Origin of the sequence: Methylomonas defluvii (genome assembly GCF_033949435.1) — a bacterium.
Taxonomy (GTDB): Bacteria; Pseudomonadota; Gammaproteobacteria; order Methylococcales; family Methylomonadaceae; genus Methylomonas; species Methylomonas defluvii.
The window spans coordinates 17,766-34,730 of record NZ_JAXARY010000022.1; the positions used below are offsets into that span (position 1 = coordinate 17,766).

Annotated in this window: 13 protein-coding genes; all 13 read right to left on the reverse strand. The window is 46.7% G+C overall.

Translation table 11 applies throughout. From position 1 onward, the window contains the following. Window positions 1-59 precede the first annotated feature (59 nt). Window positions 60-2,108, reverse strand: coding sequence for a hypothetical protein (locus QLH52_RS19535; RefSeq protein ID WP_051669742.1), 2,049 nt, complete (start codon window positions 2,106-2,108; stop codon window positions 60-62). A gap of 88 nt (window positions 2,109-2,196) precedes the next feature. Beyond that, window positions 2,197-2,670: a pilin gene (locus QLH52_RS19540; protein ID WP_051669704.1), complete on the reverse strand. Its 474-nt coding sequence runs from the start codon at window positions 2,668-2,670 to the stop codon at window positions 2,197-2,199. Window positions 2,671-2,929: 259 nt separating this feature from the next. After that, window positions 2,930-4,573 carry an asparagine synthetase B family protein gene (locus tag QLH52_RS19545; protein WP_225892891.1) on the reverse strand — a complete coding sequence of 548 codons (1,644 nt, stop codon included), beginning with the start codon at window positions 4,571-4,573 and terminating at the stop codon, window positions 2,930-2,932. Between the two features lie 155 nt (window positions 4,574-4,728). Continuing rightward, complete coding sequence (locus tag QLH52_RS19550; RefSeq protein ID WP_319962655.1) at window positions 4,729-6,078, reverse strand: phenylacetate--CoA ligase family protein; 1,350 nt, start codon at window positions 6,076-6,078, stop codon at window positions 4,729-4,731. Next, window positions 6,075-7,190, reverse strand: a complete 1,116-nt coding sequence (locus tag QLH52_RS19555) for a glycosyltransferase (RefSeq protein WP_319962656.1) — start codon at window positions 7,188-7,190, stop codon at window positions 6,075-6,077. Before QLH52_RS19555 ends, QLH52_RS19550 begins: the two co-directional genes overlap by 4 nt. A gap of 79 nt (window positions 7,191-7,269) precedes the next feature. Then, window positions 7,270-8,487, reverse strand: coding sequence for a TIGR04063 family PEP-CTERM/XrtA system glycosyltransferase (locus tag QLH52_RS19560; RefSeq protein ID WP_319962657.1), 1,218 nt, complete (start codon window positions 8,485-8,487; stop codon window positions 7,270-7,272). Between the two features lie 64 nt (window positions 8,488-8,551). After that, complete coding sequence (locus QLH52_RS19565; protein WP_319962658.1) at window positions 8,552-9,631, reverse strand: nucleotidyltransferase domain-containing protein; 1,080 nt, start codon at window positions 9,629-9,631, stop codon at window positions 8,552-8,554. Window positions 9,632-9,639: 8 nt separating this feature from the next. Beyond that, on the reverse strand, window positions 9,640-10,545 hold the full coding sequence (locus tag QLH52_RS19570; protein WP_319962659.1) for an HprK-related kinase A: 906 nt from the start codon (window positions 10,543-10,545) through the stop codon (window positions 9,640-9,642). Between the two features lie 283 nt (window positions 10,546-10,828). Further along, complete coding sequence (locus tag QLH52_RS19575) at window positions 10,829-11,593, reverse strand: hypothetical protein (protein ID WP_319962660.1); 765 nt, start codon at window positions 11,591-11,593, stop codon at window positions 10,829-10,831. A gap of 106 nt (window positions 11,594-11,699) precedes the next feature. Further along, on the reverse strand, window positions 11,700-13,583 hold the full coding sequence (locus QLH52_RS19580; RefSeq protein WP_319962661.1) for an XrtA/PEP-CTERM system amidotransferase: 1,884 nt from the start codon (window positions 13,581-13,583) through the stop codon (window positions 11,700-11,702). A 20-nt stretch (window positions 13,584-13,603) separates the two neighbouring features. After that, on the reverse strand, window positions 13,604-14,740 hold the full coding sequence (locus QLH52_RS19585) for a TIGR03088 family PEP-CTERM/XrtA system glycosyltransferase (RefSeq protein WP_319962662.1): 1,137 nt from the start codon (window positions 14,738-14,740) through the stop codon (window positions 13,604-13,606). Continuing rightward, on the reverse strand, window positions 14,741-15,946 hold the full coding sequence (locus tag QLH52_RS19590) for a TIGR03087 family PEP-CTERM/XrtA system glycosyltransferase (RefSeq protein WP_319962663.1): 1,206 nt from the start codon (window positions 15,944-15,946) through the stop codon (window positions 14,741-14,743). Then, window positions 15,946-16,965 carry a FemAB family XrtA/PEP-CTERM system-associated protein gene (locus QLH52_RS19595; RefSeq protein ID WP_033155684.1) on the reverse strand — a complete coding sequence of 340 codons (1,020 nt, stop codon included), beginning with the start codon at window positions 16,963-16,965 and terminating at the stop codon, window positions 15,946-15,948. Before QLH52_RS19595 ends, QLH52_RS19590 begins: the two co-directional genes overlap by 1 nt.

Genomic DNA, 16,965 nt, shown 5'->3' on the forward strand with positions numbered 1-16,965 from the left:
TTAAGCTAATGCAAGCAAATCAGATTGAAAATCTATGCGTGTATTTTAGTGAATTTGACCTAGGGATGCTGAATAATATCGGAGGGCGAAATTATGGCTTTTGGAGTCTGAGCGATAGCTTTTTTATAAACAATCGCATCTCTGAGTTTTTGAAATTCCTTCGCATCAAAACCATTTGCCACACCCAGCAATTCAGCTTCACGGATTACATCCTCCGCCTTGTCGTATTCCTTTAACTCGATAAACAAGTAGGCTTTTTCGGCACGGAAATACATTCTATTTGGATCCAGCGCAATAGCTCTATCCATTTCCTCAAATGTGCTTTCTGTTTGCCCCTGAGTGAAATAGACCTTTGCTTTGATAAGATGCATCATCGGTTTATCGGTGAAGTTTGGCTGCATCAACGCAGCGTCTGACCATTCCAAAACATTTGCTGCAATCGTTTTGCATTCATAATCCCCATTGATCAAACAAGTAGCAGCAGTCCGTATCGAATCCATGGTACGCAACGGATGAGACTTATCCGATATTCTATGCAGGACTTCCTTGTGCACCAAATCTCTCAACGTTTCCATATACTTAACATCAAGAACCAAGGGTTCATCGTATCGCACAGGTAACGCAGCGTATTTTTGATCTTTAGCTACACCTTGAAAATTTATCAATCTGTTGAGTTCCATAAACATCTCAATCAAGGTTGACACTTCAAAAATGTTTAGTTTGGAGGCTGTCAGATAATACTGATAGGTTTCTGCGTTGGGACCGCGTTTGAGTTCGAGATTGTTGGCATAAGCGCTATTGGCCCGCACGGAGCCGGGATGATTACGCACCTCAAAGTAACTAAAACTGTCGAGATTTGACCAGATTGCGGCACGGGTATGCGTAGCCAAAGCCAGACTGCCAATGATACAGACATACAATCCATTGAGTAGCCTACTGCTGATTTGCTTCGTTAGTAGCTCGTACAACAAAGCCACTAGCGCTAAAACAATCCCGATACTGGGCAGATAATTGCGATGCTCGTATATCAATTCCAAAGGAAATATAGTGGACTCCATAGCGTGTCCGACAAAAAACCAAAGAACCGCAAAATTCAAAAAACGAGTTTTGTTTTGACAAGTGCTATAGATTGCTACCACTATCAACACTACAATACCGGCAATCGACAGCACTGTACCAAAAGGCTGAAACGGGCCCTTGCTCAAAACAAAATCATCGTGCGCCAAACTGAGCTGGGTATTATCCGGATAGAACAGCAATCCCAGATAGTAAAACAGTATTCTGGCTTCGGACATTAAACGCTCTGCCAGCGTAAATTCGCGCGTCAAATAACCGCCCAGCACATATTCCGGATGAGTCAGCAAGTACGCCAAGCCAAACAATACCGGCAATATGACGGTGACAAGGTAATAGCTGTACACTTTAAAGCGGGACGCTATTGGGATCGGCGGTAACAAGGTTACTTCACTGACAAAAATCAATAGCGGCAAAAGCAACGCATTTTCCTTGGATAAAACCCCTAAGCCTGTACCAAGCACACAGCCCAGCACCATAAACAGCAGGCCAGCAGGCTTTTCTAGCTGTAACCTACCTTTTAAAAACACTAAAAATCCGCTCAACATAAACATGCAGGCCATGCTGTTCATACGCTGGACGACATACAGCACAGAAGTCAGTTGTAACGGGTGTACCGCCCAAATTAGCGCGGAAAGAAAAGCTAGTTTTCGAACAGGAGAATTAGGTGAGGCAATCTGAAACAGTTGGCAACTTAGCAAGAAAACTAAAAAGCTATTGATGACGTGGATCCCAATATTGGCCAACTTGAATGGGACTGGGTCAAATTGCTGTCCCGCGTAAAAATAATTTAGCGCAAAACTTAGACTGGCAAGAGGTCGCTTGGCTGGACCGCTTGTATTGGCACTCCAAGCCGCCGCCAGCTCCTGGACAGAGAGTGTGTTAAGCGAAACACCAGCGTTGTCAACGATGTTAGGGTAATCGTCAGCTAAGAAAGGCCCGTGGCTCCCAGGGAAATAAACAATAAATATTGCTATCGCTAGAAGTCCTATAGAAAGGTACAAATGCCAAGATGTTTCCTTCGGGCTTCTCATCAAAATCATAGGAGTAGTTAAGACACATAAAGACGCTTAAAAACAAAAGGGGCCTAAGCCCCTTTTGCAATCCATTTGAATAAAGTTTCTACTGTTTAGGCAGATATTTTTGGGGTAATGAGCTTCCTGCGCCACTAGCCAATACAGCCCACTTCATACCCACACCAACGGTGCAGGTACCCTGAAACGTCATGGTTTGATCAGCATTAACCGATGTACCAATGGTTTTATAGGCAATGGTCACCCTGGCAGTTGAGGGACTAGCTGAGGTAATCTCAACGGACTTAACATAGTTACCGACGATTTGAGCTTTTGGGAGGATGCCAAAATACCCATTCGTTAGTGTTGCCCCACTGACCCACAAACTCTGCTCACTGCAAGATACGCCACCAGCGGTCATAGCAGGAGAGGCCAAACTTGGACCTTCCGATACTTTGGATTTAACGGTGTAATCTTGATATGCCGGAATCGCGATGGCAGCCAAGATACCGATAATGGCTACCACAATCATTAACTCGATCAAGGTAAAACCTTGTTGTACTTTTTGCATTTGCTTATTCATAACCACCTTCTTTTTTATGATGAACGGAACTTAAAACTCTCAGGCTTATTAGCAATTAGAATGCCAATTATCTTTCGAACAAAATAAAACGATAAAATTAAGCTTGTTCCACATACATTTCAAAGCCTTACACAACGCTCTTACAAATAAAATTAGGCAATATTCCTGTAGCCACAACCTTATCAAAAAAGTAGTTTTTGTTCATAACTGACGTTTTTTGTCACCCCTATAAATCGCTAAATAATTCAGGGATGGTTGACTACAAACTCTTACCGACAAACCAAAGCTCCAGCATCATCAACATCCACACTAAATCACCGTAATAGGCGGCATGCACACTTTGATGCATCTCGATAGCATGATCCAAAAAATCCGGTTTAAAAAACTCGCGCCGCTTCAAATCATTTATTGCTCCATAAGCCAGTTGCTTAAGCGGCTGATGGTCCTTCAGCCAAACGCCGAAAGGCAACCCAAAGCCATGCTTGGGCTTGTTGATAATCCGCTCCGGAAGGAAATCCGTCATAGCCTGCTTGTAAAACCAGCGCAGCTTTTGCCCTCGCAACTTGTCATTCGAAGGAATTCGGCAAGACAAGTCGAGAATGCGTCTATCCAACAAGGGGTAGCTGACTTCAACGCCTGCCATTTCGCACATTCTATTGACTTTGACCAAATCGTTATCGTGGAGCGTATTTTTCCAATCCAGATACAACATACGGTTCAAGGTACTAGCAGACTCCGGCCGCCAATAGTCTTCCCTAAACTGGCGTAAGGGCGCAGAAGCATCAATTTCCACTAAAAAATCAGCTTGAAAAATGTCTGCCGCAGCATGCCTATGCAAAAAATTGTAATCCTGGAGGCGGTCTGGCATCGCTGCGTTCGCTTGATCGATATAGCGTTTTGCCTTAAACGGTAGTTTCTGTTTGGCTATTACATCCGGCAAGTTATTTAATGTTGCTTCGAGGCCAGCGCTTAGGAATTTTGGCAGGCGATGATAACTCTCGAATAACATTTGCTTGGCATAGCGCTCGTTACCCGCAAAAATCTCGTCCCCCCCATCTCCCGCGAGCAAACGGTCAACACCATGATCCTTAGCCAACTTGGCGCAATAATACGCTGCCAAGGCCGACGCATTCCCAAACGGCTCATCGTAGTAAGCCGCTATTGCCGGCACGGCATTAACAGTATCCTCGGGAGTGACGTAATACTGGTGTTGCCGCGTATTGAAACGTTGCACTGCAATATTGGCGTACTCGATTTCATCATAGCCGTCAGCGTCAAAACCCATCGAAAAGGTTTTCGCCTTACCTGGAAATACCCTAGCTAAGGCTCCCGCCACACTGGAACTATCCAGCCCACCGCTCAGAAACGCGCCGGTATTATCTTCGGTATCGGCCATACTTCTGACCGCTTCGATCAACTGTTGCTGCAATTCCAAGCCGGCTTGCTGCAGATCGCAGGATTGCTCACGAAATACCGGTAGCCAATAGCGTTTTAAGCTGATTCGTCCGTTGTGATAAACCAAGCACTGCCCACCTTCCAGCTTTTTAACTTGCCGATAAATCGTTGTAGGGCTGGGACAATGGTTGAGATAGATGTAATCAAATACCGCTTGCGGCGCAATGCCGTTACTGACCTGAGGATGGCGCACTATAAAATCGGCACTTGAACCGAATATTAGGCCACCGGCAACTTCTGCGTAATAGATGTTACTGAGACCAATCGGATCGGTAGCCAACATCAGCAGCTGCTGATTGGTATCGATAAGCAGCAAGGTATCAGCTTCCGGCAAACCGACTAAAAAATCGACACCGCGACTTAAATAGGCATCCCACAAACTCTGTGAGCGACCTGATCGCGAACCGGACTGCGGGACGAGCAACAACACCCCATTACTGTCCGTCATATCGGTCGCAGCGGTTGAAAAAGCGAAGTTCTGACCATGCCGAACATTAAATATTGAATCTGCCGCCGTCATTTGCCCCAGCAAAGCGATAGATTCATCTTTCTGGAGACCGCTCCCCATCCATCCTGCAAATTTTGTCATAGTGATCGATATAGTTATGCCTTGACGTGACTAATCACATAACGGAACTTTCCTGAACGCTCCTTGGGAATGTAATCGGTGTATTCGATATTGATAGTAACGGCTTGTCCTAAACGTTTTTTAAATTCGTCGACGATTTTTTGTTCGTAAGCCGCTTGATATTTTAGGGTTTTAACAATTTGCACAGTGGTTTTATCCAAACTGTCTTGGGTAATTTTAAAGGAATCAACGCCTTCTAAATCTCGCAAGACATAAATCAATGCCAAGCCATGCAATACTGTTCCATCCTGAGCAACTACAAAATCGGTGGTTCGACCTTGAATCTCCTCCAGCACGGGTAATCCTCGCCCGCAGGCACAGACTTTATCCGACAATATTCCCATATCGCCGGTACGATACCGAATAAACGGAAAATCTCTGGTTGCCATATGCGTAACCACAATTTCACCGAGCTCTCCGTTAGGTAAAGGCTGGCCTTGTTTGTCTACAATCTCGACGACAATGTCCTCAGCGGTAATATGCATACTGCCTTCGGGACACTGATGCGCGATAAAACCGGCATCACGCCCGCCGTAACCATTCGCAACCGGACAAGCAAACACGTTTTCTATTTTTGTCCGCTGGTGATCGTAAAGCCGTTCCGATGTCACGAAAGCCACTTTAATCCCCAAATTATGCAATGCTACGCCCCGCTTCTCAGCATGACTGGCAATGTGGGCCAACGCAGAAGGATAACCAAATAACATTTTCGGGCGAATCTGCTGGATTTGTCGAACAAAGCCATCCAACTTTTCCGACGACATTTCGAACGCCGGAATCAAATGTGTACGCAACAATTTATCGCGTAACAAGCGAATTTTATCTTGCGCCCCTAGTTCGATTGGAGATCCCCAAATTACTGCTTCCGGATCACCTATATCCACACCCCACCAACGGGTAGCTCGCCACTTTGCCGCGACATCATGACTAACTCGGCGGCTACCGATGTAAAAAATCAATGGTTCTCCACTGGAACCGCCAGTGTTGAAACGTGCGAGTCTTTGGGCATCATCCGCTTTCATTTCATCAAGATGCTGCCTGATTTCCGGCTTACTTAACAACGGTAGCTCGGCTAATTTTTTCACACTATCAAGGTTCGCCGGATCAAACCCCAAGTTAGCGAACAACCGTCTGTAGTAAGGCACATGAATTTGTACGTCTTGCAGAAACGCGCGTAAATGTTGCAATTGCAACTGCCTAATCTCGTCGGGTTTTAGCCACTGACTGCGCTCCATGCCGCGCCTAACTTTGACGGTAGTATGCTTTTTTAAGGCTTCGTGAAGCGGAAAGATTACCGTTGAACAAAAAGACGTATAAAAGCTCATGACCTCACCAGTTTTTTAAATTCCGCCAACAAAATATCCACCCGCTTATCCCAAGAGTTATCAGCCGCATAATTTACAAGCGCTTGCCGGTCCCACTGCCGTTGCAAAGCATGATCAAGCGCCATTAACAATGCTTCAGCGTCCCCAAACGGCACAATAGTACCCAATGTTTCATCAGCAACCACCTCGCTATTGCCGCCAACATCGGTGCTAATCACCGGCAAACCGCAAGCCATAGCCTCCAAAAATACGTTGGCCCAGCCCTCGTTGGCAGTAGCCAGCACAAACAAATCGGCTGCCGATAATGGGCCGTGCAATTGTTCAGCGGGCAAAGCCCCAAGAAAACGAACATGTTGGCCAATATTCAGCGTTTCAACTTGTTGCTCCAAGCGACTGCGAATATCGCCTTCCGGACTAGCGCCTCCAACGATCAAGTATAGCAATCGCGGGTATTTTTCGATTAATGCCGGCAAAACCTCGATCACCCGGTGAAAGCCTTTTCTATCGACCAATCCGCCGACCGAAATCAGTACTTGGGCGCCTTCAGGAATTTGCCAATGCTGCCTTGCCTGCTTTTTATCAATAGGAAAAAATTTCGCGGTATCGATGCCGTTGCCGACCACCTGGATTTTTTTCGCGTCGGCGCCTAAATCCACTACGTGCCGCCTTAAAGAATCCGATACCGAAAATACTCGGGAGGCATCATTAAGAGCCTTTAATAATCGTTGGCGGCGACTGGGAATTTTAGACAACGGCACTTCTGTGCCGCGTAAAGTGATGGTGACCGGCACCTTAAACCATTTCCCGAGTAACGTGGCCGCATAACCGTCAGGGTATGCGAAGTGCGCATCGATCACATTAAATACGAAGCTCTTTTTTAATTGACGACAAATCAAAAAACTACAGATTGCCATAAAAAAGCCGTCCCAAGAACGTCCGATTCCGGGTATCGATAAAAAGCGCGGGAAATAGACAGAAATACCGTCTTGATTTTCGTATTTATCCGGTTGCGGCCGGTAATTTGGTTTAAACCATTGAATCAGGCTTTGCAGTGGGAACCAAGGCACCGGGGAAATGACAACTAAAGAACAATGACCGGCCACTTTGGACATACGCTCACGAATAAAAACGCCAGCGTTAGGTCTGACACGACTGGGATACAAAGAACTGAAAACAATCAGCCTTGGCGAGTTATCGGCCATCGTTACCCGCCATTATCCTGCCGTAAACAGGCTGATAATGACTGACACTGCGCTGCCAATTACGCTCTTCTTCGACATAGCACCTACCGGCTCGCCGCACTTGCTCCCATTGATCTTGCTGATCGAGGACCGTCAACACCGTTTGCGCCAACGCTGTCTTATCCCCCGCTTTGAAGAGATAGCCAGTTTCCCTGTCTCGAATTAACTCATGATGCCCACCGACATCCGAAGCCACCAACAAGCGGCCTTGCGCCATGGCTTCCAGCGGTTTTAAAGGTGTCACCAAATCGGTTAAGCGCATCGCCAAGCGCGGATAAACAAAGATATCGACCAAATTGTAGTAGCGCTGCACTTGATCGTGAGCGACACGTCCGGGCAGAATCACCCAATCCTGTAAGCTCAGCGCCTCAATTTTCTGCAGGATTTGTTGCTGTTGCGGCCCACCGCCCACTAACAACAAACGCACATCAGGCTGCTGCTGGATAATCGCCGGCAATGCATCCAGCAATAGCAACAACCCCTCATAAGCATAAAAAGACCCGATAAAACCGAGCACAATTTTGCCGCTCAATCCCAGCTCTGCTTGCAAGTTTGGCTCGGCGGCCTCGCCGTAGGTAAATTTATCGATATCGACGGCGTTGGGAATCACGGTAATTTTTTCCGCCGCGACTCCGCGGCCTATGATATCCCGGCGCAGACCTTCGCAAATAGTCGTCACCGCATCGGCACGCTTAAAAACATGTGTTTCCAATGCCTTAGTCAATCGGTAACGTAAACTACCTTCATGGGTGGTGCCGTGATCGACGGCCGCATCTTCCCAAAATGCCCGGCATTCGTAGACCAACGGCAATCCGTATTTTTTTGCTACTTTTAAGGCCGCAAGCCCGTTCAACGCGGGCGAATGGGCGTGCAGAATGTCCGGTTTGATCTGCGGAATAATTTCATCCAGCCGTTCCGCCAACGACTGTACGATGGCCCATTGATTTAAAACCGGCAATTTCGCCGCTAAACCTTGTGGGATAACAGATCGATAAAAGGTCAGCCCGTCAACGGTTTCAATGGGGGCTTCCGCGACTTGATGTTTGGCGGATGTGACATGAAACGTCTCCCAACCCAGTTTGCGTTGTTGCTCGAGAATCGCACGAGTACGGAAGGTGTATCCGCTGTGCAACGGAATGGAGTGATCCAATATGTGTAATATCTTCATGTCAAGAACGGGTTAAGGAATATTCCTATTGGCAACTTGCCGGGTTCGACATGATTGCCATGATTTATGTGGTTTTTGTATTGTCAGCCAGCCGAAACCAAGCCTTTCTGATTAAATGCGGCACTAGTATATGCAAGGGCATTTTTAACCAATGCGAGCGAAGAAACAACAGCCAACGAGCAAAGCCGGTCAGGCTATCCATGCAGCTAGAATGGTGTGGTTTTAGGGCTTGCGAGAAAAGATAGTCCATAACTCGGTTTTTTCCGCCTCCCGCGTAGATGATAGAAGCTTCAATGACACTATCAGGAACCGGCGTTGCCAATATTTTGGTGGTATAACGGAGGGCGTAAAACAAGGGCTTACCCAATCCCAACATTTCCGCTCGATGATGCAGGTTTTCCCAAAAACGCAGATCATTGCCACTAAATTCGCGTAGGAGCAAATCGATGTCGCTCAAATCGCGCAAACCATTTTCAAACTCTCCTCCCCAGAACAAATGGCTGGCACTATGGAGAACCATATCCTCGGGGGCCAAAACCCAATAATCGGTATCGGTTATCTTGACAGCGGCTTTTAGCAACAACTCGGCATCAGGGTATAAATTACAGGTTTGCGGAAGTATATTGTGGTGAATATCCAGCGAAGTCCCACGCTTGATATGCCTAAGCGGCGGCAATTCATGCATCCACTGCTCGTAATAGCGCTGATCGTAATTATCCATCGGTTCAGGAAGCCATCCATGCCATTTCAACGCATCTTTGACCTGTTTCAACTGAGTCTTCGGCACCAGTATATCAATATCGCTGAATACGCGCCCCAAACCAGCATTCAATCCGGATGCCGAATAAGCGGTGCCTTTCAACAAAATTAACCGAATATTCAAAAGCTTAAAGACCTGCAACAGGTTATGCAGCTCCCAATTGACGATGCGCTTTTGAGACAACCAATAAGTCTCGGCTGAATCGAGGTGATATGCAAAATGCTGTGGCGGGCTGAATAGTAGAAATTTTTTCTGGAAAAATGCCAGTCTGGCCAATACTCCGGCGCTCCTTGCTTGCCTTAACAACAGCTCCCAATCGGAATTCGAGTCAATACTATCTTTCGCCTTGAGCATCAAGTATTCATTCAACAAATCAGGCATCATGCGACTCTCTAGCGTACATCATCCAATAATTGCACAAATAAATCAGACGCATGGTTAAAATCGCCATCGTAAATGAAATCATACGCCTGACAGCTGTTTACCAGACCCAACATGGTCTGAAAACCCTGCGCACCTAGTACACTGTAATTGAATGAAAGGTCCGCCAGCCGCATGAACGCCTCAGCCTTTGGCACCGCAGATAAACTCAAGGATGATTCAGCTCGATACTTCGGAAATACAACCAAGCATGGCACGGCGGTTTGGTCAGCTTTTGACACCGATTCGGAGGGCGGCTTCATCAGACAAACCGATCCTTTCAAAGTATCGTGAACAACAGGACTGAATTGGCAAAATGGAAAAGTATCAGCGATCACCGATATTGATTCGTTTTTCAAACTAACTGGACGCGGTACCGGAACAACATACCCGGTTGCTCGATCCACCAAGGTTAATTCATCAGATAATAGTCGCCAACCGTTGTTGATTAATGCTGCGCACAATGTGCTCTTACCTGACCCCGGCGCACCAGGTAAAATTAACGCTTTACCGTTTCGTTCCACCACGGCGGCGTGAATAATTAGAAACCGGTGTGAGTAGCCGGATATACACCAGTTCAACCCCCATTCAAAGAATGGAAATGCCTGCACATAAGGCAAAGGCTTGAAAGGAATAAATTGATCAAAGGCAAATAGCACCTGTTTGCGAAAGAAACGTCTTACGCCCGCAGGCTGAATTAAGCGGACATAAAAGTCGCAAAAAGTATCTGGGGGTAATATCGGATAGGCAGAGTAAAGCTCAATGATACCCTGCTGAACTGACGGCATACCAGAATGAATTCTAATTGAAAAAGGGCCAATCCTGATAACAAACTGCCCAGACGCTATCAAAGATGAAGTGGAATTAGGTTCGCGCAAAATAACTATATACTTTCAATAATCTTAAGCTTGCACAACTGGTCAAGTACGCTATTCAACGATTGCTTATCCAAATTACCCTCAGAATCGATAACAATACTCAGTAATTCCGGCTCACTAATTGCGAATTCGGAACCGCTGATTATCGATAAAACCAAACTTGTATCTTTATCCAAATAATGAGTTTCACCGCTACCATGATGGAAAGCAACAGATTCATAACCAAAAGATACGAACTGAATAGGGAAGCTTCGATAAATTTTCCACTTCACAACATTAATGGCTATTGATGAAGATTAGCTAATAATTCAGCAGCACCGACTTCATTCGTTACCGCTAAGCTACCGTCATAGAAGGGCTCATGAAAAGCGCATAACCGATAAAGCTTTATCACCTCTGCAGGACTAACATCCTGAATGGACCCAGCACTGGCATTCAAATAGGCTACGCATGCATCCCGCTTGACTCCAGTTCCGGATAGGGCATCCCAAAAGGTAGTCGTATCTGATAGGCTAGTTGGATCAAATATCGACGCAAAAGTAGTTGCATTCTTGTAAGTATAGCTGCCGGAGATTCCACATTGGCTACCAGTGCTTGATGTCCCACCTGAAAAACTACTTTCAGCTAAAATGGCAGTACACATCGAAGCGGCCGGACTAGGTGGGACGGGATTTATGGGCGTATTTGCACCTTTTTTATAATATAGCGCCCCGTTGGATTTTCTCTCCACCCTGAAAGGACAGACGCGCGCCGCAATCCACTTCAAGTAATTTGGGTCCGTAGCAGTATCTACATTGCTTAGCCAGACGCTAGGAGACGTTCCTGCCCTACAAACCGACATATCCTCGGAATGACTCGACACATTGCCTGATTGCACTCCTGAGATAGTACATTGATACACGCTGCCTAAAGCGGTCTTGCTTGTGAGGGTCATTAAAACCGGCGTGATCACACCGGCTTTCGCGAAAGATCTTCTGGATTTATCAAGTGAGCTACCAACGTGCTGGGATTCTTCTGCAGTACGTTTCTGTTCATCTATTCTGTTCATCTGGAACCCTCTTAAATTAAACTTTGAATTGGTTCGCACTCTAGCAAAATACCTTGTATCTGTCTATTGCACACAGGTACAGATCCAGAATTTGAAAGTCGATCATTTAACTATTTCGAATAAACGCTTCAAACATCAGCAATGACCAAATTGACGCGCTGTAATCCCGCAGCCCGGACTGATGCTGAGTAACCAAATGATGCAAATAAGCGTCATCGAACCACCCTGTGCTTTTCAGAGTTTCCCCCAACAAGGCCTGCTGCACTCGCCCCTTTAACGGACCTCTAAACCAGTTACTTAATGGCACCGCAAACCCCATTTTGGGACGATAAAGAATATCATTAGGTAGATAAGGTTCCAATGCCTTCTTGAATAGATATTTACCTTCTCGCCCATGCAGTTTTAAATTAGGTGGCAAGGTTGCCATCCATTCCACTAACTTGTGATCTAGCAACGGCACCCGAACCTCCAAGGCATGGGCCATACTAGCCCGATCAACCTTAGTCAGAATATCTCCAGCCAAATAAGTTTTCAAATCCAAATATTGCACCATTGACAATGGATGATCAGGAGCTTGTTGTTTATACCGCCGGAATACTTCAATAGCTTGATAACCCTGCAACTCGCTCTTTAGACTATCGCTAAATAATTGGCTGCGCATGCCGTTGGAGAGTACCGAGACACTGTGAAAATAACCTGCCATCGAATCTCTACCAATAGACTCGAATGTTGTTTTTGCCCGTAAAACCTTGGGCGCCCAATCCAGCTTTGGATATACCTTGCCCAAAGCAGAGAACAAAGGCATCCGCAATGCATCAGGCAATAATGCCCTCATCCTCTCTTCATAGGTGTGCCAACGATAGCGCCTGTAACCAGCCAGATTCTCGTCGCCGCCGTCGCCAGATAACACCACGGTCACCTGCTTCTTGGCCAATTCGCAAACCCGGTAAGTAGGTAACGCAGAACTGTCGGCATAGGGCTCGTCATATAAACCGGACAACTGATCAATCAAACTAAAGTCTTCGGGATCGACTTGTTCGACTCTATGTGCAGTGTGATAGCGGTCCGCAACCTGAGCGGCGAATTGCGCTTCGTTAAATTTAGGATCGCCAAAGGAAATCGAACAAGTATTGACCGGGTCTTTGGATAGTCCTGCCATCAATGCCACGACACCACTGGAATCGACGCCGCCAGACAGAAATGCCCCCAATGGCACGTCAGCGACCATTCTAATTTTCACAGCCTCGCGCAAGCGCTCGATTAACTCTTCACCGGCTTCTACTGCGTTGCCCGCAGAGGCCGTCTGAAATTTAACATCCCAATATTGTTTAGGCCGAAAGCCGTTCTGTCCTCGTTTAATCGTTAAACAATATCCAGGCTCAAGCTTGTAAACACCTTTATATATGGTTTTTGGATCGGGAATATAGCCAAAGCCGAAATAGTCCTCTACCGCAGTAGGGTCAACATTTTTAGGCAGTAAAGGGTGTTGTTTTAATGCTTTCAGTTCGGAACCGAAAATGAACTGACCGTTACTTAATTCAGCATAAAACAGCGGTTTTACGCCGAGACGATCTCTAGCCAAAAATAAGGTCTGCCGCGGCCTATCCCAAATTCCAAATGCAAACATGCCGCGCAAGCGTTCCACGCACGACTCACCCCAAGCCTGCCAGGCATAGAGAATGACTTCTGTATCGCAATGCGTCCTGAAACTAAAGCCCAATGCCTCCAATTCTTCTCGCAATTCCGGAAAATTGTAGACCTCGCCGTTATAAGTCAACACTACATTGCCATCCTGACTATGCATGGGTTGTTGACCGCTGGACAAGTCAATAATAGACAGTCTGCGGTGCCCAAAACCCAAACCAGGCTCGGTATGCAAACCGCCTTCGTCGGGCCCCCGGTGAAACTGGGATTCGTTCATCCGCGACAACAAGTTGCGGTCTATTTCACTAGCACCTGTAATATCGAAAATACCGACTATGCCGCACATATGAGTTCTCTCTGAATCATTTACTGCTTGTCATAAACTTGCCGATAGCGATCCACCATGCTATCGATTGAAAATTCCGCCTGAATCCGCCTAAGCGAAGCTGCGCCCAGTTGCTGCCGTTTGCTATCATCCAACGCCAAATCACGCATCGCGAATGACAATCCCGCTACATCCTCTTTTTCTACCAGACATCCGGTCTTTCCATCCAGAACCAACTCGGGGTTACCGCCGACACGAGTCGCTATAACCGGCAAACCGCTAGCCATCGCTTCCAATATGGTATTGGAAATACCTTCGGCTTTTGACGGCAATACAAAAATATCCAGACTACGCAGGATTTTGGCGATGTCGTTACGTTCGCCGGGCAACCAGACTTTATCGGCAAGACCGGCGACACTCAATAAATCAAACGCTTCGGCTCGCAAAGGCCCGTCACCAATCAAAAACAATCGGGTTATTTGGGCAAATTCTGGGGATTTTTGACAAGCATCGATAAACGCCCTAACCAGCGTCAATTGATCTTTCACGCCGTGCATGCGCCCGACCGTACCGATCACCAGCTTTTCATCCAAACTCAGCAAGCAACCGTCCGGTATTTGTCTAATTCCGGCACGAGGATAAAATGTTTTGGTGTCGACGCCGTTACAGATGCGCGTAATTTTAGCCGAAGGAATACCAACTCTATTCAGCAAATAGTCCTGCAAATGCTGCGATAAAGGAATGAAGCGATGGATGATTGAACCTAAACCCCGCCTTAGCCATTGATATTTGACATTACTGCCATCCGGATCGAAGACATCCCAACCATGCTCGCCATGCACCCGATAAGGCACGCCGGATAACAATGCGCAAATCTGATATTCGATAGCCGCTAAATTACGGGTATGCACGATAGCGGGCCGCCATTGCTTCAACAAGCGATAGACTGTATAAAACGACGCCCAATCCTGCCCTGGGCGCTTATGCAACTGATGAACAACCACATCTTGCCGCTTGATACGTTGGCTGAATTCGGTACTATCCGCCAAACAGATAATGGCATGCCGGTAACTGTCTTCCGGTAGATTGTTGATGATATTGACCAGACCGTTCTCCAGACCGCCGATACCTAGCCGATAAATGATGTGCACGATTAAGGGCGGTAACGGCTTGGACATTTATGCAGACTCGCCCGCTATCAATCGGCACAAGCGTTGGCCGTTTTGCTCCCAACTGAAATCGCTTTCCACATAGCGGCGATTGATGTCAGCTGATTCGACCGGCTGACTCAAAAACCGTAAAACTTGGCAGGCGAAGTCTTCGGGAGCGTCGGTTATCGCCACCTGCAAATCCGCTCCACCTGGTATACCTTCCATAGCCGCCGTAGTAGCCACTATCGGCTTAGCCATCGCCATTGCTTCCAACACCTTGTTTTGAATCCCTCTGGCAATTCGCAGGGGTGCGACGACAACGTCAGCATAAGCTACATAGGGCCTGACATCGTCAACCCGACCGGTCACAATGACGCCTGAGTCTTTATCCGCCAGTTGCAACACCTCTTTGGCAGGCTTGGAACCCACTATATAAAAATGTACTTTAGGCAGGCGGCTTTTAATAACTGGCAATACCTGCTCGGCAAACCATTTGACCGCATCAACATTGGCCCAATAGTCCATGGCGCCGGTGAAAACAATAGTATTCTGCTCAGCCGGGAACGGCGACTGCCATGACAACTCCGGATTGAATCTTTCCGTATCCACTCCGTTGTTCACAAAACCAATTTTGCGAACTGATTCTGGTGCCAAAGTTTTAAACAAACCTGCTTCTTGTTCGGATACGAATATTGTCGCATCAGCCCATGCTGCGATACGTCGCTCATAGGCCAAAAGCTTTTCGGCTTCACGCCGGTAAATCCAATTGGCTGGCCAGCGCTTGCTGAAGGCATATTGCTGCCATTTGTCGGAATCGACATCGACAAAATCGGCTACACAATACAAGTTGGTATATTTCTCGACGTATTGCGCCATCGGCGATGAAAAAATCATCGCCCGTTCAATACCCTGTTCGTTAATAGTCTTATCCACCCACTCTTGCAACCCACGGTTTCGGTAATACGGCAAACTCAAGGCTTCTCCACTCAACAAGCCTGCCAAACTTTTAATTTTACCGATCTTGGGATTTAATTCGATACAGCAAGTATCCGCACAGAAAGACTTTAAGGCGTCGAGATGCCGCCTGTCATCAGGATCATCGATAAAGGTCCCGAGAAATATCCGGTATTCGGCGGCTAACGCCTGCAAAAAATGAAATGAACGAATCTTATCACCCTTGTTGGGCGGATAAGGAATACGATGGACCAAGTAAAGTAATTTAGGCTTTTCCATTAGCCTAAGTCCTTGGCAAGCCAAGGGCCAATTAGCTGACTAAGCGGCAAAGGCAAACGCTTCCAAGCCGCAATAAACAAGCGGTATTTAGGATTTAGCGGATTGATTTCGGGTATTTGTTTGGCTTTAACCAGATCAACCTCGTAATAGAGCGGTTCCGGTTCAAAACCCCAGTGCTTTTTAAAGCGATAAGAGCCCGTGCCAACTTTACTGCGACCATAATCGAAAATCTTGCAGCCCTTTTCCACCGCACGCCGCATCACTTCCCAATACATGAAATCGTTGCCTTTCAAATCACGGGCTGCGTCGGTGCCGCCGCCGTAATACGGCAAAACCTCGTCCTTGAAATAAAAACTCATTACGCTAGCCACTAATTGACCTTCGTGCTCTATCGTGAGCACCTCGCAACTCTCACCAAATACATCCTGCAAAATTTGAAAATATCTTTTCGGAAAAACCGGGGTGCCTAAATTCCGGACACTTTCGGAATAGGCACGATACAAACGTTCGACATTATCGTCTATGACACTGGTAAGACCGGCTTTAATGCCGGCCCGCACCATTGCCCGCTGTTTACGCGGAATCGCATTCAGATTTTTTTCGACATCTGGATCGAGTTCTTTTCTAAACGTGACATAGAGTTCTTTGTGCGGCCAATCCGGGTGATGCTGTTGTCGACTTCTCATCTCCAGACTATCCACGCCCAATTCCCTAGCCAGTTGTTGCGCTTTGCTTTGTAAGCCTGCGAAGGCTTCATCATTGCTTGCGACAATTCCACCATAAACACAAAATGCGTTTGAAACCAAAGAATTACCAAACAACAAGCTATTGACATGAGTCAAGGGCAAAATACCGGTAATTTCGCCATCTTGCTCTGTGTAGTAATAATAGGTGTTATGTCCGAAAGCCTGCTTTATCACTTGCTGCCAGGCCGATAAATGAAAAAAGCTGCCATCGGCCGAAGCCATGACATAGTGATCCCAACGCTCTCTTTGGGAAGGCTCAAGTAATTTGATCAT